The sequence below is a fragment of the Bacillus sp. TH50 genome, from assembly GCF_016650565.1.
In the GTDB taxonomy this organism is placed as follows: domain Bacteria; phylum Bacillota; class Bacilli; order Bacillales; family Bacillaceae_G; genus Bacillus_A; species Bacillus_A mycoides.
The window spans coordinates 1059501-1079459 of record NZ_JAEKFM010000007.1 but is presented as its reverse complement, the minus strand read 5'-3'; the positions used below and the strand labels follow the sequence as shown (position 1 = coordinate 1079459).

Sequence of the window (19959 nt, the reverse complement as noted above, 5' to 3'; positions counted from 1 at the left end):
TATATTTCGGATATAAAGGAGATTTTAAAAATGGCAGAATTCAAAGAGCAAGTATTAGATATTTTAGAAGAAGTATGTGAAAACGATATTGTGAAAGAAAACTTAGATGTTCAATTATTTGAAGAAGGTATTCTTGATTCTTTCGCTGTAGTATCTTTATTAGTAGAATTCCAAGAGCGTTTAGAGATTGAAGTTTCTATTTCTGATTTTGACCGCGATGAGTGGGCTACACCAAATATGGTTATTAAAAAGTTAGAAGAAATCCGATGAACAAAGTGAAATTTGGTCCGATGCTTTTAGCATTGGCCCTTTTTGCTGTATTCTTACTTATTCCTACGCGCTTCCTACTCCCACTTTTAAGTGATGAGAAAGTAGAACAAGCTGCGACTTCTTTAAAAGAAGAAAAGATTCAAAGTATGATTTTACAGCAAAAGATGTTAGCAGACCCGAAATATCTTCCGATGTACGGTTCATCGGAATTCGCACGTATGGATGCTTTCCATCCATCGAATTATTTCAAAGTAAAGCCTGAAGGATTCACACCATTCCTACTTGGGCGCGGTGGAACACAAGACCTTGTACACGTATTAAACTTCACATCTACAATGGATCAATTGAAAGATAAGAAAATGATATTCGTTCTTTCTCCGCAATGGTTTGTACCACAAGGTATTGATGAGACACACTTTGCACCTAACTTTTCAAAACAACAAGGTTACCACTTCATTTTCAACGATGATTTAAAACCTGAAATGAAAAAACAAATTGCAAAACGCTTATTAAACTTTGAGATTGTTAAAAAAGAAACTTTATTAAAAATTTCGCTTGAAGGTATCGCCTACGATGATACAAAGTATAAAGTAAAAGCACTTGCTGCTAAACCTTTCGCTTATATTTATCGTAACATTCTAGATCGTAAAGATTTATTTACAGTTATGTTTAATATTAAGCCGCATAAAGAACAGCTTGATCCATCATTGAAACAAATGAACTGGGAAGAAGCTCGTAAGCATGCTGATCAAACAGGTGCAGTAGAATCAAGCTCCAACGAATATGGTATCGAAGATGATTACTTCAATAGCAAAATTAAGAAGAAATTAAAACAACGTGAAGGTTACTTAAAAAATGATGCTTATGACCAATCACCAGAATATGAAGATTTACAAATTGTACTTGATTTATTAAAACAATCTGGCGCAAAACCGCTCTTCATTTCTGTTCCTGTAAAAGGTCCTTGGTATGATTACGCTGGCTTCCCGAAAGAAAAACGCGAATTATACTACAATAAAGTTCATGAGCAAATTAAGCAAGCTGGCTATCCAATTGCTGATTTCTCAAATCATGAATATGATAAGTACTTCTTAAAAGATCATATGCACTTAGGTTGGAAAGGCTGGGTTTACATCGACGAAGCTATCCAACAATTTTATAAAGCAAACTAACGAAAAGACCGCTTGAATTATTCAAGTGGTCTTTTTTTATATACATCTTGTAATTGTTCAATTACGTTCTCTGCTTCTTTCATGACACGTTTCACTACGTGCTGAGCTGATTCCGTTCGTGCTAATGATGATGCTTGTCCCGCCCAAAGCGACATATACTCTTCCTTATTTTGCTTCGCTGCTTCTTGACGTATTTTTGAAGTTAATACGTTTTGCACTGGATACATCGGTAAATTCTCTTCTCTTCCTTCATGTTTCTCTATAAATTCATTACGAATACCCCGTGCATATTTCCCGGAAAACGCACGGGTTACCGTTGTACTCGTATCTGTACTATGTAAAATCGCCTCTTTATACACGTCATGCGTAATACTTTCTTCACTCGTTAAAAAGGCTGATCCCATTTGAACAGCCTCTGCCCCTAACGCAAATGCCGCAACAAGCCCTTGCCCATTCATTACACCACCTGCTGCAACAATCGGGATATGAGGTACTTCCGCTACTAATTGCGGGATTAATGCAAATGTACCAATCATCGCATCTTGTTCTTTCCCAATAAACGTTCCTCTATGCCCTCCTGCCTCGCTACCTTGCCCGACAATAATATCTACCCCTAACTTAGCAAGTGCTTTCGCTTCCGCTACATGGGTAGCTGTTCCGATAACTTTTATCCCTTCCTTTTTCAAATCATCTATTTCTTCTTTTTCTAACGTTTGAAATGCAAAACTAACGACTGGTACCTTTTCCTCTAATAATACTTGTAATTGTTCTTTATAGCTTTTTGGAAGTTTTAAAGTCTTTTCTTCCTCTATACCTAATTCTCTATTCACTCCACTAAGTAATACTTTCGCCTCGTTTACCTTCTCTTCTTCTATCTGTATCTCTTTCGTTAAAAGTAAATTAACACCGAAAGGCTTATTTGTTAGTTCCCTTATTTTATAAATCGCTTCACGGATTTGTTCTGGGCTCATATACCCTGCTCCAAGCGTACCTAATCCTCCGCTATTACTCACAGCTGCAACAAGTTTTGACGTTGTAATCGCTCCTGCCATACCTGCTTGAATGATCGGATACTTAATTTGTAATATATCTATTACTCGACTTGTAAACATCATTTTCCCTCCTACTTTCCCTATACCTTCTTTATATGACATGCTTTCCCCTTCTTTTACAAGGATTGAACTTTCGCTCAAGCGAATATATTGAAAGAGAAGGAGGCTGAGAACAATGATTTATCCAAATGCTTTGCAAAAAGGTGATACAGTAATGGTTATTGCACCGTCTGGCCCACCAACACTTGAGAATATATTAAAAGGTGTGAAAGTATTACAAGAGATGGGATTATCCGTAATAATTGGAAAGAGTGTTTATGAAAAATATGGATATTTAGCTGGAAGTGATCAAGTTCGTCTTGATGATATACATGAAGCATTTACAAATACTGAGGTCAAAGCAGTCTTTTGTGCACGAGGTGGTTACGGCAGCGCTCGTCTCCTCCCTTACATTCAATATGAAATCATTCAACGGAATCCAAAGATTTTTTGGGGATATAGCGATATTACGGCTTTACATACTGCCTTTTCACGTTATGCGGAGCTGGTTACTTTTCATGGTCCAATGATTGAAGAATTAGGAAAAGGTATAGATTCTCTCTCCTTATCTTCTTTCAATCAACTATTCCATCCGTATTCATCTATCTTATATGCATCAGAATGTATCGTACCTACCTCTCCATGTACAGTTACAGGCACATTGACGGGAGGGAATTTAACTGTGTTAACAAGTATAATTGGCTCGCCCTATGAGATAAATACGTCAAATAAACTTTTATTGCTTGAAGATATTGGTGAAGAACCGTACCGCATTGACCGGATGTTAAATCAACTACTTTTATCTGGACAGTTTAATGAATGCAGCGGCGTTATTTTTACAAGTTGTCACGACTGCAACCCTTCTAAGCCATCTCAATCATTGCAAACAATATTATATGAATATTTCACGCCATATAATATACCTGTGTTATTCGGTTTACCGATTGGACATATAAGTCCAAATATCGGTATTCCCCTCGGAGCTACAGCAACAATAAATACAGCTAACAAAACTGTTTCTATTTCTTCTGGTATAGCCACTCCATGTTCAAATTAAAAAGGAAAAGCTGCTAAGCTTTTCCTTTTACTTATAATAATTAAAGATTCGTCCTGATGCTATCTCTGCAATTTCTTCTGGAATAAATGTTTTACTCATATCTGTTCCAACATTTAATACAGCTGTCGCATCTTTCTCGATGCTACCCAATAATTCTTTTCCACGTATCGTAATAAGGGGTGTACCTTCTGGCAACACATCTTTTACAAATTTCAATTGTGTAAAGAACGGAACGATCCATCTACCCTCTCCTTGGAAATGACGCAAACGAAGTGTTCCTTCCGTTGCCCCGTCTTCTGCTTCAAGTGAACCAGCAACATAAAACTCCGTTGTTAAGAGCAATTCATAAAATTCCTTTTGCTTTTGTTTATCATCTCCTGCTAAAACGAGTACTTCTTCTATTTTCTTTACTGGAATTTGCTCCATATGATGACACCCCTATTTTCAAAATGATTATACTTAGATTATACGAAATATTCTTATTTTTTTCTACATAATTCCACAATTATTTTCTTAAAATAATTTTAAAACACCTTCAGTCGTAACGATTTTGGCAAATTCATCATGTAAGTTTACAAGTGTCATATTGTGAATGTCCTCTGCACTATACTCTGTCCCGTCCAGACCTTTACGATTGAATGTAGCCGTCGCATCGCTCACTAAATACGTTGTAAGCCCTAAATTACCTGCCATCCGTGTTGTAGTCTCCACACAATGATTTGTTGTTAATCCTACAATCACTACCGTATTACATTTTTGTTCTCTTAATTGTTCTTCCAAATTTGTCCCAATGAACGCGCTATTAACGGATTTCTGGATAATTATTTCATCTGGCATTGGTTGCACTTCTTCTTTAAAGTTTACCGTTTCCGCATGTTGATAAAACATCGATTGAACATTTTCTTTATTTACATGTTGAATATGAAAAACTGGTAGTTTTCTTTTTCTCCATTCTTCTAACAAACTTTTCATATTTTCTTCCGCCAAAAGGTTATTCCTCACGCCCCAGTATGGTAAGTTGAATGCTTCCTGTACATCAATGATTATAAGTGCTGCTTGATTAAGCATAATATCCTCCTAATTAATTGGGCTGTAATTGAAACAGAAAACCAAGTTGCTGCGAAGCAGTAATAAAACAAATATAGGCACAAAGCTCTACAATTTCTTTTTCAGTCCAATATTGTTTTAATATATGAAATATATTATCATCTATCGCCTTTTGGTCATGAACAAATGCATGTGCAAAAGTAACGGCTACGCTAATTTCTTCTATTTTTTGTATATCATCCGGCTTTCCCTTTGCCATACAGTACGGACATTCATTCCCAAACGCTAATGTTCTTCTTACTTGCTCCTTTAACTCTATGGAAAGGGCCCCTGTACTATACAGTGTATTCTCTAACGTACTCCACGAATTTAATATATCTGGATTATGACCTAATAATTTTTGAAACTTTGTATCTCCTACATTTGATAATGTAATTCTCTCCATCATTTCCCCTCCTATTTCCTTCTTTTTTATTGTAAAATAAATAAAGTTCACTTTACATTTCATATGAATCTTAATTTTAAATTTTTCTTTACAAAAATTTTCATTTTACTGGAGGTATATTTACAAATGCAATTAGACCGTGTTGATCGAAAAATTTTAAATGAATTATATAATGATAGCCGCCTTTCGATGCGTGAATTAGCAAAACGAGTAAACTTATCGGCTCCGTCTACTACAGAACGTGTACGTAAACTTGAAAGTGAAGGGATTATTCAAAAATACACAATCGATATCAATTATAAAAAAGCAGGACTTGTTTTAGATTGTATTTTAGAAATCACTTTAAAAAATGGTGATACAACACGTATGCAACAGTTTATTCAGTCTTATCCATCTGCAAGTTTTTGTTACCGAGTAACAGGAAGCTTATGCTACATTGTAAAAATCTCTGTTCCTTCACTCGTTGAACTTGAAGAATTTATCAATGATGTTTCTTCATATGCAACGACAGTTTCTCATATCGTATTATCAGAAGTAGCTCTTACTCCGGACATTGAACATATATTCCCAGAAGATTAATTCATCTTTATTCACAAAAAGAGTAAAAACCCCTTACATTAAGAATAAAAATGATATATCATGTATTAAAATACATAAAGTTCGAGAAAGGGGCTTTACATTGAAAATCTGGTTTTATGAAAAAACGGCACAATTAGATGACTTGCTTGGTATTTGGGACAATGTTCCGACCATCCCTCGAATTGGTGAAAAAGTTGAACTTCTAAAAACCGTTCGGATCGTTACAGATATTAAATATGTAAAGAACGGTAATAATTTTCGTGTAGAGATTATTACAAATTAAAAAGTAGCTCTTTAGGAGCTACTTTTTAATTATCTATTATGCGCTTTCTTTATAACAATTTTATCTTCTTCTACAGAAACTATTACATAATCATTTTCTTCTAACCGAAGCTTATTTACAGCTTCATCAGGTAGTTCTACAGCCATCAATCTATCTGTTACTATCACTTGGCTATATATTTCATTTTCTTCTGATGTATTCACTACTTTTTCTTCATTTATGAAACGAATCGGTGGCACACCAACTTCTTTTACTGTACGCCATTGGTTCCAAGTAAAAGGAATGAACCATAATAAACCGATAATCACAAGACCAATGCCGATCCATAAATTACTTTGTGCTTGTAATTCAGTAATCGAGATTGCGTCACTTCCATCTCCACCTACAAATTGCATACTCGTTGCAATCAAATTATTTAGAGCATGCACAGCAATATTCGTCCATATATTTTTTGTCTTTATGTATAGAAGGCACATAATAACACCGAACATGAAAGCACCGATAACATCAAAATGTCCTAGTCCAAAAATAAGAGAGGATATAATAACCGCTCGTTTAATCCCCCATTTGTACGCCATTCGCTGCAAGAAAAAACCTCTAAAAATAACCTCTTCCATTATTGGGGCTAATACACATGCTGAAATGAAAGTAAATATCGTCATGTATATGTTACTCGTATTAATTACATTTCCATCTTCTAACATGGTAACTAAGAAATTAGGTAAAGTATGTGCTAAAATATAAAATTGAATTTGGGATATACCGACTGCAAAAATCATTCCCATGATCGTTGCTAATACAATTAACCCCCAATGTAAACGTCCAGGCTTATCAAAAAAGCTTTTAAAAACAACATTATTTTTACTTGTTTTTAAATATAGCCACAATAGTGGAAATGCAAAAAATATTGATATTTGTGACAGTAACTCTATCGTATTGTCAGAAGCACCTGATAAATTTAATGGAATCATCGTCAGGAACATCCCTATAATCATCCATCCAAAAAAACTACGTAGCCTTATACGTGAAAATGCATGTTGCATATGGAACACCTCCAGAGATGATATAAAGTGAAACTTTATTCAGTATTTTATGGGTAGCCCTTCTCCACAAATGGCCGGATAACTAAATTATAATATGAATATAGTTGAAAATCTTCCTATTTTTCTCACTTTATTCCGAATAATATACGTATTAAATTATATAATAACGATCCTATTTGATATACCATATCAATGTTCTTCAACTTAGTTAGAATTATGTTCCTAAGTAAATATGTATCTGCCACACTTAAAAGCTACATAAATCAAAAAAGCTGGTTAATAAAAATCCCCGTTAACACGGGGATTTTTTCGATTATAATACGTCACGTTTTTGGAATAATACACTTGATGCTACAAGTAATACAGCAAAGTATGCAACTACAAGTAATAATGAAGTTGTAAACGTAAATTCTGCAAATGGTGGTTCCATTCCACCGCTTACCAATTTATTACTGTCGTAAGCTCTTAAATCTAAATGGAAGAATACTACAAACTTCGCTACACCTTTTGCAAACATCATTAGTACCATATTAATTGGTCCTTGTAAGAAAAATAGGAACATCGTAATAATTAATGGTAATACAGAATTTCTAAATACATTAGCTAAGCAAAATGAAAGAGTTGCAAAGAAGAACGGTGAAAGTACTTGATATAAAATGGACTTCATTACGATTCCTAACGTTACTCCTGTTTTACTGCCATCCATTACAATTCCGCCAATAATCATTGCGATTAACGTGCTAGCAAATATGATAAATAATATAGTAAGTAACACTGTAATATATTTAGAGAACAAAACTGTAATTCGTTTTCTCGGACGGATTAATAACTGCTTAATTGTACCTTTTTGGAACTCATCAGTAATTGTACGAGACGCAATCGTAATTCCAAAAATTGTTGCAAATAAGGTAATTAAACCAATCTCTGAACTTACAAAATCTAAATATGATCCTTTAAACTCATTTCCTCCTCCCCATTTCAGCATCGCTAAAACTCCCAAAATCTCCAATGCTGCAATTACACCTATTAAAATGTACATACCTTTTTTCGCATGTAACTTTAAAAATTCATTTTGAATTAATTTAAACATTACGCTTTCACTCCCCCTGTAATCGCTAAGAACTCATCCTCTAACGTTTTATTTTGAACAGTAACACCGTATACGAGTACATCAGCATTCACTAACTGTTTTACAATTTGCGGAATCTCTTCTTTCATTACAGATGCCACAGCTACATTTCCTTGTACTTTACCTTTAATAATTTCGTTCGCTTTTTGAACTTGATCTACTTCAAATGCAACTACAACTGTTTCATCATGCTTCGCTTGTTCATGTAAGTTATACTCTTGTACAAACTCACCTTGCTTTATAATAACTACCCGATCACACATTAATTCAATTTCACTTAATAAATGACTTGATACAATGACTGCAATATTTTCTTCTTTCGCTAATCGTTGTAAATAATCACGAATTTGGCGAATACCAGCTGGATCTAATCCATTTGTCGGTTCATCTAAAATTAAGATTTTCGGCTGATGAAGTAACGCCTGCGCAATTCCCAAACGCTGTTTCATACCAAGTGAGTATGTTTTCACCTTTTTATGAATCGCATGCTCTAATTCAACAAGCTTTACAATTTCAGCGATGCGCTCTTTACTAATTGGGGTAATCGCCATGTTCGCAAAATGCTTTAAATTTTGCATTCCAGTCATATAATCATATAGCTCGGGATTTTCTACAATCGCTCCAATTTGCTCTAGCGCCTTTTCTCGCTCTGTGCGAATACTATGACCACAAATTGTAATATCACCTTCTGTCATAGAAATAAGACCTGTCATCATACGAATTGTCGTCGTCTTACCGCTACCGTTCGGTCCAAGGAATCCGTATACCTCTCCTTCACGAACCTCAAATGATAAGCCCCGAATAATTTCTGTTCTACCGATTTTTTTTCGGATATTTTCTAATTTCACTACTACATTTCCCAATGATGATTCCTCCTTTAAACTTCTAGTTTTTTGTCGATGATGCGCCCTGTAACTACTAATAATATAATTGTTAATAAACAGTTAAAACATAGATTTAAAACTGTAATATCTGTACCAGAATAAAATGATGTATTTAAAAAGCCGTTTTGATCTATAAATCCAATATTATTTATGGCAAACACATACTTTTCTATTTGCTGAAAGATATATGTTATTCCCCCATTAAATGCGATAAAAACAACGAATAAGATTACGCAAACAATCTTACTCATCGATGATTTCACATTGAATAGCTTCGTAATTACTATAATTAAATAAATAGAAACTATCATATTAACAAAATCTAGTCCCCATAAGAAAATAGATAACATATGATGTAATATTCCATAATCATATAAACTGTGGATTGCTTGCTGAACACCTAAATCTGTTTTTCCATTGTAAACATTTAAAGAAAAATAGTATAGAAAAATGATTCCTATTCCTAGCAAAATCATAAAGAGTAGTACACAAAATAAAACATTTGCACATATATACTTTTGTGCTGAAATAGAAGTACAACGTAACATAGAGTTTTTTAGCATTTTTCGAAAAGACGATATACCTGTTAGAAGAATTGCGAATCCATTTATACCTAGTACGATAAAAAATATAATAATGATTATATCTTGCCTACCTGAAATTCTAGCTCCTGAAACTCCTTTCATATTAAATAAAAGAATTAATGAAACTGTAATAAATCCGAAGTAAATAATGGCTATTTTTCTCTTATTACAATTATACAGATAAAGAAAAAGCTGACTCATTTCTCATAGGCCTCCTTAAACAGCTCATGTACTGCTTTCCCCTTTTGAAATCGTAGTTCTTCCACATTTTCATGCAATATTATTTCTCCATCTTTCAAAAAGATTACTTCATCAAATATATTTTCGATTTCTCTTATTAAATGAGTTGATATAAGCAGCGTACAATCTTCACGATAAAATTTAAGGATTAGCTCAAGTACATGCTCCCTAGAAACGAGATCAATCCCGCCAAGCGGTTCATCCAGTACGTATAACTTCGCTTTTCGAGAAAATGTTAAAATGATTTGCAGCTTCTCAATCATCCCTTTTGACAATGCTTTAATTTTTTCTTCTAACGGTATTTTAAATTCCGTAATCGTATCTACCGCTTTTTGAATGTCGAAGTCTTTATAAAAATCTCGATAGAAAAATAAAGAATCTTTTACCGTCATCCAATCATCAAAGACTGGCTTATCAGACATAAATGAAACAATTTCTTTCGTCTCTAACCCTACTTTTTTACCGTTAATTACTATGCTGCCTTCAGAAGGATGCTGCAATCCTGCAATCATTTTTAATAACGTCGTTTTCCCGCTTCCGTTATCTCCAACAAGCCCAACGATTTTTCCTTCTGTAATCTCTATGTTTAACTCACGGATCACTGCTTTTAATCCGTACCGCTTCCATAGATTTTCTATTTTTAATAACTCTGTCATTCGCTCTCCTCCCTTTTCTCATGTAATGAAGAACGAAGGATTGTAAGAATTTCTTCTTCTGAAAAACCTAAATTGTCCATTCCATCTATAAAAGAATGAAGTAATTCTTTCGCCATATCTTTTCGCAGCTCCATAATTTTCTCCCCTTCATTCGTTACATATCGCCCCATTCCTCTACGTGTTACAACAACTCCATCCCTCTCTAACTCTTGAAATGTACGTTGAATCGTATTTGGATTTACTTGTAATTCACTCGCTAATTCACGTACGGAGGGAATTTTATCGCCAGGCAATAAATGACCCGTTACAATTTCTTTCTTTATGTATTCCATTACCTGAATGTAAATTGGTGTATTTGGAGAAAACTCGATTTTCATTTCTCCCCTCCTGTCTTAGTGTGTTAGTTAAATAGTACACCAAGACAAATTATATGTAAATACTTACAATGAAAAATGTAATAAAAAGGCAGTGTAACTTTTCGTTACACTGCCTTCCTGTAATAACATACAGGTAAATCTATTCTAATTATAGTTTCAATCGTTTGAATTCACATATAACCTTATACAAAATTTATTTTACTTTTACTTGAGTTAGCACAGATTTAAACGTATTAATAACTGTATCTACTTCTTCATAACTAATTGTAAGGGATGGTTCAATACGAATTGTTTTTGAGTTAATTAATGTTCCCGCAACAAGAATTCCTTGATCAAACATCGCCTTTGACACTTCATAACCAATCTCGTCTTTATGGAATTCAATCCCAATCATTAAACCTTGACCACGAATTTCAAAGATTTTATCTTCGTGCCCTTCTGCAGCTTGTTTCAATCCATTTAAGAAATACTCCCCAACTTCCATAGCTCGTTCCGGTAATTTCTCTTCCAATAATACATGGATTGTTGCAATTGCAGCAGCACATGCAAGAGGATTTCCTCCAAATGTCGTTGTATGCATAAATGGATTTTCAAACCAACTTTTGAATACTGTTTCTTTCGCAACAATAGCTCCCGCTGGCATTACACCTCCACCAAACGCCTTCGCAAGACAAATAATATCCGGCACGATATCATATAATTCTGCAGCAAACATTTTTCCTGTACGTCCCATTCCAGTTTGTACTTCATCAAAAATAAGGAGTGATCCAAACTCATCACAAAGCTCTCGTACTTGTTTCAAATAATTTTCTGGAGGTAAAATAATACCGCCCTCTCCTTGAATTGGTTCTAAAATAACTGCTGCAACATCTTCTCCCACTAATGCACATGTCTCAAATGTTTTTCTCATCATATCAATATCGCCAAACGGAACATGACGGAAACCCGGAATTAATGGTAAAAATGGCTTACGGAACATTCCTTTTGCCGTCCCAGATAAAGCACCAAGGCTCTTACCATGGAAAGCACGCGTTGTAGCAATGAAAGTTGTTCGTTCACTATACATTTTTGCTAGTTTTAATGCTGCCTCTACGCTTTCTGTTCCACTATTTGTGAAGAAGGCGTATTTCAAATCACCAGGTGTAATATCCGCTAAAATCTTTGCAAGCATTGCTCGAAGTGGATCTAGTAAATCCTGACTGTGCAATGCTTGACGCTTTAATTGATCCGTTACAGCTTTTACCACTTTCGGATTACGGTGACCAACATTATAAATTCCAAATCCACCTAAACAGTCAATATACTTTTTGCCATTAATATCCATGAAGCAAGATCCTTCATCTGACCATTCTACTGCTGCAAATTGTCCATCTTTTGTTACTGTTTTTCTATAAGCAAGAAAACCAGGGTTTACATGCTCTCTAAATCCATCTACTGTTTCTTTTTGAATCCAGTTTGCCTCTTCTTCAGTAACCTTTTCTTTTTCAATTAACTGTAGTACTTTCGTAATATACTCATTTACATTTGATTCTTTCTCATTCAATTTATTTTTCACGTTCGTTTCCATCTAATTCACCTCTACATTTTTTTTATTTGCAAACCAACCAATAGGTTCTACTTCTAGATTTATATTAATCTGCTTAATTTCTTGAAATTCTTCTAAACCAAACGTTCCTAGACTACGACCTATACCACTTTGCTTATATCCGCCCCAAGGCGCCTCATTGTATGTTGGGTGATAGCTATTAATCCACGTAATTCCTGCGCGAAGTTTGCGAATTACGCGCATTGCTTTTGCACCATCGACTGTAAATACTCCTCCAGCCAAACCATAGTCTGTACCGTTTGCCAACTCAATTGCTTCCTGTTCGTCTTTAAACTTTTGAATTACTACAACAGGACCGAAGATTTCTTCCTGGACAATGCGCATATCAGGTTTTACATTGACAAAGACTGTTGGTTCAATAAAGAAACCATCACCTTTTCCATCCTCCATTATTCGTCTACCTCCGCAAGCAACGTTTGCACCTTCGTCTTTCCCAATTTCAATATAGCGTAATACTTTTTCCATATGTTCTTGACTTACAAGTGGCCCCATTTCTGATTCTGGATTATCACCAGGTCCAACGTTAATTTGATGTGCTCGCTCTACAAAACTATTAACAAATTTATCATAAATCTTTTCTTCTACAAGGATTCTTGATCCTGCTGAACATACTTGTCCGCTACCTGCATAAATACCGAATAGAGCATAATCAATAGCGGTCTCAAAATCTGCATCTGCAAAAATAATATTCGGAGATTTCCCTCCAAGTTCTAACGAAATCTTTTTCATATTATCTGCCGCTGTTCTCATAATGTGCTTACCTGTTTTTGTTCCACCTGTAAAGGAAATCATATCCACTTTATTACTCGCTGCAATTTCATTTCCTACTATTGGACCGGCCCCCATTACCATATTGGCAACACCTTTTGGTATCCCTACTTTTTCAAGGATTTCGAATAGCTTTGTTGCAGTGATTGGTGTCACTTCAGAAGGTTTAAACACAATTGTATTTCCAGCTGCTAAAGCAGGTGCAATTTTCCATACACTCATCAATAGCGGATAATTCCATGGAACAATTAATCCACAAACACCGACTGGCTCTCTTACAACCATCGCTTGCATCGGATCGGCTACATGATATGTTTGACCATCTGGCTTTGTAATCAATCCGGCATAATAGCGAAAACAAGCCGCTGCATCTCCAATATCTCCTTCTGCCTCACGGTACGTTTTTCCATTATCCATTGTTTCAAGGTATACTAATTCTTCCATATTTTTATCAATTTCATCTGCTATTTTAAATAAATATGATGCCCTTTCAGCAGTGGATGTCGCTGACCAAATTCCGCTATCGAAAGCCATTCTTGCCACTTCTATCGCGTATTTTGCATCCTCAATCGTTCCCTCAGGTGCATATGCTATACCCTTGCCATTCGCAGGGTTAATAATCGTTCTTTTCTCTTGATTACTAGACTCTCTCCATTCACCGTTTACATACATTTTTAAATCTAGCACTATATTGAATCCCCCTTCATCGATCGTTTATATATTTATAAGCAATTTTCATGCCAATATTTAAAATCCAAAGGAATCATACATAAACTGACTATTTTCTTAAAAACAATAAACAATTTATGCACTCTCGCATACAATATTCCATTTTGCATAAAACGGAATGTTAATCATTTCCGCTACCGCCTTCACCACTCGGGACTTGAATCCCAGAGAATATGTACATGCTGAGCGCACACAAAAAGGAGAAGTCTATGTGACCTTCTCCTTTTTTAGGAATATGAGATGATATCAGCCGCTATCTCTTTTTCACTAACAATCTTTTGATATTTACGACTCACTGAAGATTGGCTGATTCCAAGAGCTTTTGCAGCCTTAGTCGTTGTTTTATACTGCTTCATTGCAAGTAAAATCAATTGTTCTTCTACAGAATGTAGTGCCTCTTGTAATGGTAATACTCTTGTAATAACTGGTTTTGATTTTTTAAAGTCATAACCAGTTGTTAAAAACTTACTAACAAACTCCGCTTCAATTACTGGATCGTCTGCTGATACTACTAAACGTTCAATCATATTTTGTAATTCACGGACATTTCCTGGCCATGAGTAAAACTCTAGTAAGCTAAGCGCATCTGGAGTTAAATGATAATTTTTATTATATTTTTCATTTAACTGTTGCAAGAAATGAAAGGCAAGTACCGGAACATCTTCCATTCGCTCTCGTAGAGGAGGCACTCGCAACGGAATTACATTTAGCCGATAAAACAAATCTTCACGGAATGTTCCAGATTCCACCATCTTTTCAAGACTCTTATTTGTAGCAGCAATAATTTGTACATTTATTTTCGTAGGGATTGTACTTCCAATAGGAATTACTTCTTGTTCTTGCAAGACTCTAAGCAATTTCACTTGCAAATGTAAAGGCATTTCTCCAATTTCATCTAAAAATAAAATACCTTGATCCGCCCGCTTAAAATATCCTTCTTTTCCATTTTTATCAGCTCCTGTAAAAGCACCTTTCGTATAACCAAATAGTTCACTTTCTAGCAAAGTTTCTGGAATTGCACCACAATTTAATTTTAAAAATGGCTTTGAAGATCGGTTTCCAAGTTGATGAATTGCCTGAGCAATTACTTCTTTTCCGACGCCAGATTCTCCAGAAATAAGAACATTGGAAGAAAAATCTGCTATTTTTTTAGCTTGGTTAATAATTTGCTCCATTTTCGGACTACAGTAAATAAGCTTCTTAAGAAAACGATCTTTATTTTTAAAGTCATCTAACTCCTTCTTATATTGCTCTGATATCTTCTTTATTTCATGTAATTCCGTCTTCAATCTCGTTGCTTCGGTAATATCCCTTGAGGCAATAATAATACGATGAAGCTCTCCGTTTTCATTAAATACAGGGTTTCCAACAGCTAATATTTTTCTTCCGCTTTTTGTTTCTTGTACAACTGATACCTTTTTTTGTTTTTCCAACACTAATCGCGTAACAGACGGACTGAATAATCCTTTATTTTCTAATTCTAAAAGATTTTTTCCTAAAAGGTCTTTCAAACTACTCCCCCAAAAATCATTGATAACCGTTTCACTATAACGAATTAATTCCCCTTTATGATTAACAACTAATATTTCATCATAAATACTAGACAAGATTGCATGTAAATCTTTATTTAAATCCTTTATATATTCAATTTCCATCGCCATGTCCTCGACCATCGGCAAATCTTGTACAATTATAACCATCCCTTCAATACTTTGATCAAAGTTTGGAATCGGACTATAGTCAACTAATACACCCATCTCATTTGTGATTTGTAATTGATTCAAGATCGTTTTTCCCGTTGTAAATACGTTATTAATGTGCTCTTCATTAAAAATCAGTTCTGCTGGTACATTCATAACTTTTTCAGGAGTCGATTTAATCATCTTCAAACCAGACTCATTGCAATTTACAATTTTCTTTTCACGATCTACTACAAAAATCCCCATTGGAATAGACGTTAAAATAATTTTCAATATATCAACACTCTGATTTTCTTGTTTAAATAGTTCTGCAAAAACATCCTCTCTTCTTATATATCCTGTTAGCTCATCCACTTCATTTTTTACTATGGCAATCGGCGCTCCAATAATTTGAAAAAGAGCTGTTAAAGAAATATCTTTACTAAGATGACATATTGTATCTAGTGAAACAGCATTTGAAAGTAATAGCTTAGAAGTTAATTCCTTACTATTTGATAGCAGATCCTTCACATGAACGTATGCAAATAATTTCTCTCCTCTTTTTAAAAATAGAAACGATTCTTTTATATTTTTAACATCTATATTCCATTCCTTTTCAGATTGATCGATAGGTAGAGAAACTATGGGTCTAATTTTTGTATGAGCGATGGAAAACATTCTGCTATTCCTCCTTTGAACTATTTAATTTGTATTGTATCATTAAATACAGATTTTTTTAATTAATCTGAAAATAAAACATTTCTTTCTTTATTTAATAAAAAAAGGAAGATGAGTGCCTCCATCTTCCTCATTGTTCTATCATTAATCACTACCACTAACGAAAAGATCTTCTTGAATATAAGCTAATACCATACCTGGAATTACTTTATCCCCAGCCTCTACTTCTAAAGATTGAACTTCTCCACTACATCCCATCTTAATTACTTCCAGTTTACCATTCATATCTTTAATAGAGAATAATGGCTCCCATTCATAAATTCGAGAATCCTTATTAATAGACACTTTTTCAATTATTCCATAACACGGACTCGTAATAATATCATAATACACAATCAATCATCCCTTTCTTTTATTCTATTAATATTGTTCTTCTAACCTTTGTGACTGAAAACACCCCGCTTTTATATTTTTACTAATTGTACAAAGCAATAATTGTGCCAAATGAAAATACTATATTGATCATCATTTATCAGCCATACTCCCTAGACTTGCCCCTCTTCCTTATGAATCGTTGAATGAATTATGCAATACTGCATGGTTGCCCAATCTTCAAAGAAAAAGACATCGGATCCATTCCCGATGTCTTTTTCTTTTTTATCCCGCTATTTGTGGGCAGTAAAACTCCCACCTCAAAATTCAGCTGGAGCAAAGAAGTTAGGTGGGAGCCCCGCTGCCCGTAAACGCCCGATTGGTGAGGGCTAATAATCGGCGGGGGATGAACACCCCCCCCACTGATTATAGTTTCACTTTATATTTCCTGTGCTTCTTCAAAATGCATTTGCGGAGGAGCTGAACGGAACATATTTGTAACATATAGAAGGTACCCAATTCCAATAGCAGCCCAGCAAAGTCCCAAAATAAGTGAATGGATATTGAGATTAAACCATAGTACGGCTACAGTAGCAGCACCCAAAATAGGCATAACTAGGTAATTTAAGAAATCTTTTATCGTCTTATATCTTTTTTGCTTGATTATATAGTAAGAAATTACAGACAAATTAACAAATGTAAATGCAATAAGCGCTCCAAAGTTAATAAGAGATGCTGCTGTTTCTAAATCAATGAATATAGCGAAGAGCGAAATAATTCCTACAAAAATAATATTATATACTGGGGTTCTCCAGCGAGGATGAATGTATCCGAATATTTTCTTCGGAATTACATTATCTCGCCCCATTACGTATAATAACCTGGATACACTTGTATGAGAAGCTAAACCAGACGCAAGTGTCCCCATAAGGGTTCCTACTAAAAAGAAAGCTTGAAATAATTTCCCGCCAACATATAGCGCAATTTCTGGGGATGCTGATTCTTGATTTTTAAATACAGATGTATCTGGAAACATAGATTGTGTAAAATACGTTGTAGTAATGAATAAAACTCCGCCGATTAAAGCAGTAAGAAAAATAGCTCGAGGAATTGTTTTTTTGGCGTTTGGTGTCTCTTCTGAAAATGTAGTTATTGCATCAAAACCTAAAAATGAGAAACAAAGAATTGTCGCACCTGCAACTAACGGTGATATTTGTATATCTGATTGAAAAAATGGCTGAATGGAAAAGATTTCTCCTGTTCCCTCTCCCGCTAATAAGCCTTTTATAACTAGAAAAACAAACACGGCCATTACTAACACCTGAAATATTACTAAGAACGTATTGAAATTAGCAGTAACATTTACGCTAATCATATTTATTAATGTAACCAGGAGAACAAAGCCAATGACCCATACCCAACTAGGAACACTTGGGAAAAATGCTGACATATAAATTCTCGTTAATAGTGCGTTCACCATTGGTAGAAACAAATAATCCAATAACGCGGACCATCCAATAAGAAACCCAAGCCTTGCACTAATTGTCTTCTGTGTATACGTATAAGCAGATCCTGCCGTAGGAAAAACCTTTACCATTTTGCTGTAGCTTGCAGCGGTAAACAACATCCCTGCTAATGCAATAAGATAAGCTCCTGGAACATGACCACCCGTTTTTTCAGAAACGATTCCAAATGTATCAAACCCAACCATCGGTGTCATATACCCGACCCCTAGCATAACAATTGACCAAAGCCCTAATGAACGTTTTAAACCAACTACTTTTCCCACCTATCATTCCTCCTACTTTCTCTATCTAAGTTCCATTTAAAAATCGACAGTTAAAAGGAAGCGTTTTCAAATGACTATATTTCACACCGCATATTACCTCCCTTTCCTTTACTTTTTAAATATTCATGCAATTTTTAAGCCAAAATTTCTAGCATTTAAAAATTCAATAGTAAAAAGAACGTATAGGTGGAGTTGGTCCTCATTTCTTCTCATTTTTTATTCATTTTGACATAAGTTATTCAATCTCTCATACGACTAAATATGAAAAATAAAACTTTAATCCTTGTTTTTTCATTCCCACTTCCTCAAAAATTGGGCTTTTACAAGATTAAAATATTCCCATGAAATAATAACATTATGTAAACTATTCATAGCAAAAAAGCTGTCTTTTCTATAAAGACAGCTTTTTCTATAACACTATATTAAAAATTGAATACGAAGTCATCGTCTGCTAACTTTTCAACATTCGTTGCTTTTACGTAACCATTTCCTTTTACAGAGAAGAAGTCATGGTTTTTCGTATCTGTACGTAAACCATTTAAAACGATTGGATTAATTTCTTCCTCTTCAAACTTCGGCTCAAGCCCTAAGTTCATAAGTCCTTTATTCGCATTGTAACGAACGAAACGATTTACATCCTCTACAAGACCGATAGAAGTGTAAATTTCTTCTGTATATGCCAATTCAATTTCATACAGTTCCATTAATAACTCTTGCGTTTCCGTTTGTACTTCTTGTTGCTCTTCTGCAGAAAGTTCTGTGAAGATTTGTTGTGCTAAAATACCAACGAATACGCCGTGAATTGACTCGTCACGAATTATTAAGTTAATAATCTCACCACTTGCCGTCAATTTACCTTGACCCGCTAAGTAAAGTGGATAGAAGAATCCACTATAGAATAAGTAACTTTCTAAGAACACACTTGCTACCATTGCCATGTATAACTCTTTTTTCGTTACTTCAGGCTTTAATAAACGACGATAGTAACTAGTAACAATACCAGCTTTTTTCTCAAGTAATGGATGGTTATCTACCCATTCAAAAATATCATCAATTTCTTCTTCAGTAGCTAACGTTGTGAAAATATGGCTGTAACTCTTCGCATGTACTTCTTCCATAGCGCCCATGAAAGCTAATACACTTTTCGCTTGTAAATTTTCAAGATGAACAAGTACAAGTGGCATCCCTTCGCCACCTTGTTTCGTATCTAAAAGTGTTAAACCACCTAATACACGCTTATAAGCAATTTGCTCTTCTTTTGATAATTGTGCCCAAGTATTTTTGTCAGAAGACACTGCGATTTCTTCTTCTGTCCAAAACTGAGCGATGTTTTGCTTCCAAAACATTAAACTAAAATCATCTTCTTTTTTGTTCCAGTTTACCGCACGCATTAAATCGCCCCTTCTCTAAATAAACATAAAAAATTGATAACTAAGCATGAGCAGGGTTCAGAAAAACCCTGCTCATAATGTCTCACTTTT

21 protein-coding genes are annotated in these 19959 nt (G+C 34.7%); 5 read left to right on the top strand and 16 right to left on the bottom strand.

Annotation, left to right across the window (positions count from 1 at the left end; all coding sequences use genetic code 11):
* The first annotated feature begins 30 nt into the window (after positions 1-30).
* Entirely contained in the window at positions 31-270 is a 240-nt protein-coding gene (gene dltC / locus JFU23_RS22615; RefSeq protein WP_002011622.1) for a D-alanine--poly(phosphoribitol) ligase subunit DltC, read from the top strand.
* On the top strand, positions 267-1442 hold the full coding sequence (dltD, locus tag JFU23_RS22610; RefSeq protein ID WP_002126231.1) for a D-alanyl-lipoteichoic acid biosynthesis protein DltD: 1176 nt from the start codon (positions 267-269) through the stop codon (positions 1440-1442). Before dltC ends, dltD begins: the two co-directional genes overlap by 4 nt.
* Before the next feature lie 17 nt (positions 1443-1459).
* On the opposite strand, the gene JFU23_RS22605 is transcribed toward dltD, so the two are convergent.
* Positions 1460-2596 (bottom strand): NAD(P)H-dependent flavin oxidoreductase, encoded by a 1137-nt coding sequence (locus JFU23_RS22605; RefSeq protein ID WP_012260603.1) that lies wholly within the window; start codon positions 2594-2596, stop codon positions 1460-1462.
* A 73-nt stretch (positions 2597-2669) separates the two neighbouring features.
* Here JFU23_RS22605 and JFU23_RS22600 point away from each other — a divergent pair, with 73 nt between their 5' ends.
* Positions 2670-3590 (top strand): S66 peptidase family protein, encoded by a 921-nt coding sequence (locus JFU23_RS22600; protein WP_201032753.1) that lies wholly within the window; start codon positions 2670-2672, stop codon positions 3588-3590.
* A 27-nt stretch (positions 3591-3617) separates the two neighbouring features.
* On the opposite strand, the gene JFU23_RS22595 is transcribed toward JFU23_RS22600, so the two are convergent.
* The 3 genes from JFU23_RS22595 to JFU23_RS22585 all read right to left on the bottom strand — a co-directional run bounded on the left by JFU23_RS22595 (position 3618) and on the right by JFU23_RS22585 (position 5085).
* Positions 3618-4016 (bottom strand): SseB family protein, encoded by a 399-nt coding sequence (locus tag JFU23_RS22595; protein ID WP_002011614.1) that lies wholly within the window; start codon positions 4014-4016, stop codon positions 3618-3620.
* Positions 4017-4103: 87 nt separating this feature from the next.
* Positions 4104-4658 carry a cysteine hydrolase family protein gene (locus JFU23_RS22590; protein WP_016094496.1) on the bottom strand — a complete coding sequence of 185 codons (555 nt, stop codon included), beginning with the start codon at positions 4656-4658 and terminating at the stop codon, positions 4104-4106.
* A gap of 13 nt (positions 4659-4671) precedes the next feature.
* Positions 4672-5085 (bottom strand): carboxymuconolactone decarboxylase family protein, encoded by a 414-nt coding sequence (locus JFU23_RS22585; RefSeq protein WP_201032752.1) that lies wholly within the window; start codon positions 5083-5085, stop codon positions 4672-4674.
* Positions 5086-5208: 123 nt separating this feature from the next.
* Here JFU23_RS22585 and JFU23_RS22580 point away from each other — a divergent pair, with 123 nt between their 5' ends.
* Together JFU23_RS22580 and JFU23_RS22575 are read left to right on the top strand one after the other, a co-directional pair.
* Positions 5209-5661, top strand: coding sequence for an Lrp/AsnC family transcriptional regulator (locus JFU23_RS22580; RefSeq protein ID WP_002011610.1), 453 nt, complete (start codon positions 5209-5211; stop codon positions 5659-5661).
* Positions 5662-5761: 100 nt separating this feature from the next.
* Positions 5762-5944 (top strand): DUF3913 family protein, encoded by a 183-nt coding sequence (locus tag JFU23_RS22575; RefSeq protein WP_000707108.1) that lies wholly within the window; start codon positions 5762-5764, stop codon positions 5942-5944.
* A gap of 29 nt (positions 5945-5973) precedes the next feature.
* On the opposite strand, the gene JFU23_RS22570 is transcribed toward JFU23_RS22575, so the two are convergent.
* The 12 genes from JFU23_RS22570 to nrdF all read right to left on the bottom strand — a co-directional run bounded on the left by JFU23_RS22570 (position 5974) and on the right by nrdF (position 19869).
* On the bottom strand, positions 5974-6987 hold the full coding sequence (locus JFU23_RS22570; protein WP_201032751.1) for a CPBP family intramembrane glutamic endopeptidase: 1014 nt from the start codon (positions 6985-6987) through the stop codon (positions 5974-5976).
* Positions 6988-7300: 313 nt separating this feature from the next.
* Complete coding sequence (locus tag JFU23_RS22565; RefSeq protein WP_201032750.1) at positions 7301-8077, bottom strand: ABC transporter permease; 777 nt, start codon at positions 8075-8077, stop codon at positions 7301-7303.
* Complete coding sequence (locus tag JFU23_RS22560; protein WP_201032749.1) at positions 8077-8979, bottom strand: ABC transporter ATP-binding protein; 903 nt, start codon at positions 8977-8979, stop codon at positions 8077-8079. Before JFU23_RS22560 ends, JFU23_RS22565 begins: the two co-directional genes overlap by 1 nt.
* A gap of 14 nt (positions 8980-8993) precedes the next feature.
* Complete coding sequence (locus JFU23_RS22555) at positions 8994-9785, bottom strand: ABC transporter permease (RefSeq protein ID WP_201032748.1); 792 nt, start codon at positions 9783-9785, stop codon at positions 8994-8996.
* Complete coding sequence (locus tag JFU23_RS22550; RefSeq protein WP_137057566.1) at positions 9782-10480, bottom strand: ABC transporter ATP-binding protein; 699 nt, start codon at positions 10478-10480, stop codon at positions 9782-9784. The genes JFU23_RS22555 and JFU23_RS22550 overlap by 4 nt, the downstream gene beginning before the upstream one ends.
* Positions 10477-10857 (bottom strand): GntR family transcriptional regulator, encoded by a 381-nt coding sequence (locus tag JFU23_RS22545; RefSeq protein ID WP_002030586.1) that lies wholly within the window; start codon positions 10855-10857, stop codon positions 10477-10479. Before JFU23_RS22545 ends, JFU23_RS22550 begins: the two co-directional genes overlap by 4 nt.
* Positions 10858-11050: 193 nt before the next feature.
* The gene (locus tag JFU23_RS22540; protein WP_201032747.1) at positions 11051-12424 is read right to left on the bottom strand and encodes a putrescine aminotransferase; all 1374 of its coding nucleotides are present in this window, start codon (positions 12422-12424) and stop codon (positions 11051-11053) included.
* Entirely contained in the window at positions 12425-13918 is a 1494-nt protein-coding gene (locus JFU23_RS22535; RefSeq protein ID WP_201032746.1) for an aldehyde dehydrogenase family protein, read from the bottom strand.
* Between the two features lie 269 nt (positions 13919-14187).
* Positions 14188-16317 carry a sigma 54-interacting transcriptional regulator gene (locus JFU23_RS22530; protein ID WP_201032745.1) on the bottom strand — a complete coding sequence of 710 codons (2130 nt, stop codon included), beginning with the start codon at positions 16315-16317 and terminating at the stop codon, positions 14188-14190.
* Between the two features lie 144 nt (positions 16318-16461).
* Entirely contained in the window at positions 16462-16710 is a 249-nt protein-coding gene (locus tag JFU23_RS22525; protein WP_002149602.1) for a biotin/lipoyl attachment domain-containing protein, read from the bottom strand.
* A gap of 418 nt (positions 16711-17128) precedes the next feature.
* Complete coding sequence (locus JFU23_RS22520; protein ID WP_201032744.1) at positions 17129-18478, bottom strand: APC family permease; 1350 nt, start codon at positions 18476-18478, stop codon at positions 17129-17131.
* A 422-nt stretch (positions 18479-18900) separates the two neighbouring features.
* Positions 18901-19869, bottom strand: a complete 969-nt coding sequence (gene nrdF / locus JFU23_RS22515) for a class 1b ribonucleoside-diphosphate reductase subunit beta (RefSeq protein WP_002011508.1) — start codon at positions 19867-19869, stop codon at positions 18901-18903.
* Between the last annotated feature and the right edge of the window lie 90 nt (positions 19870-19959).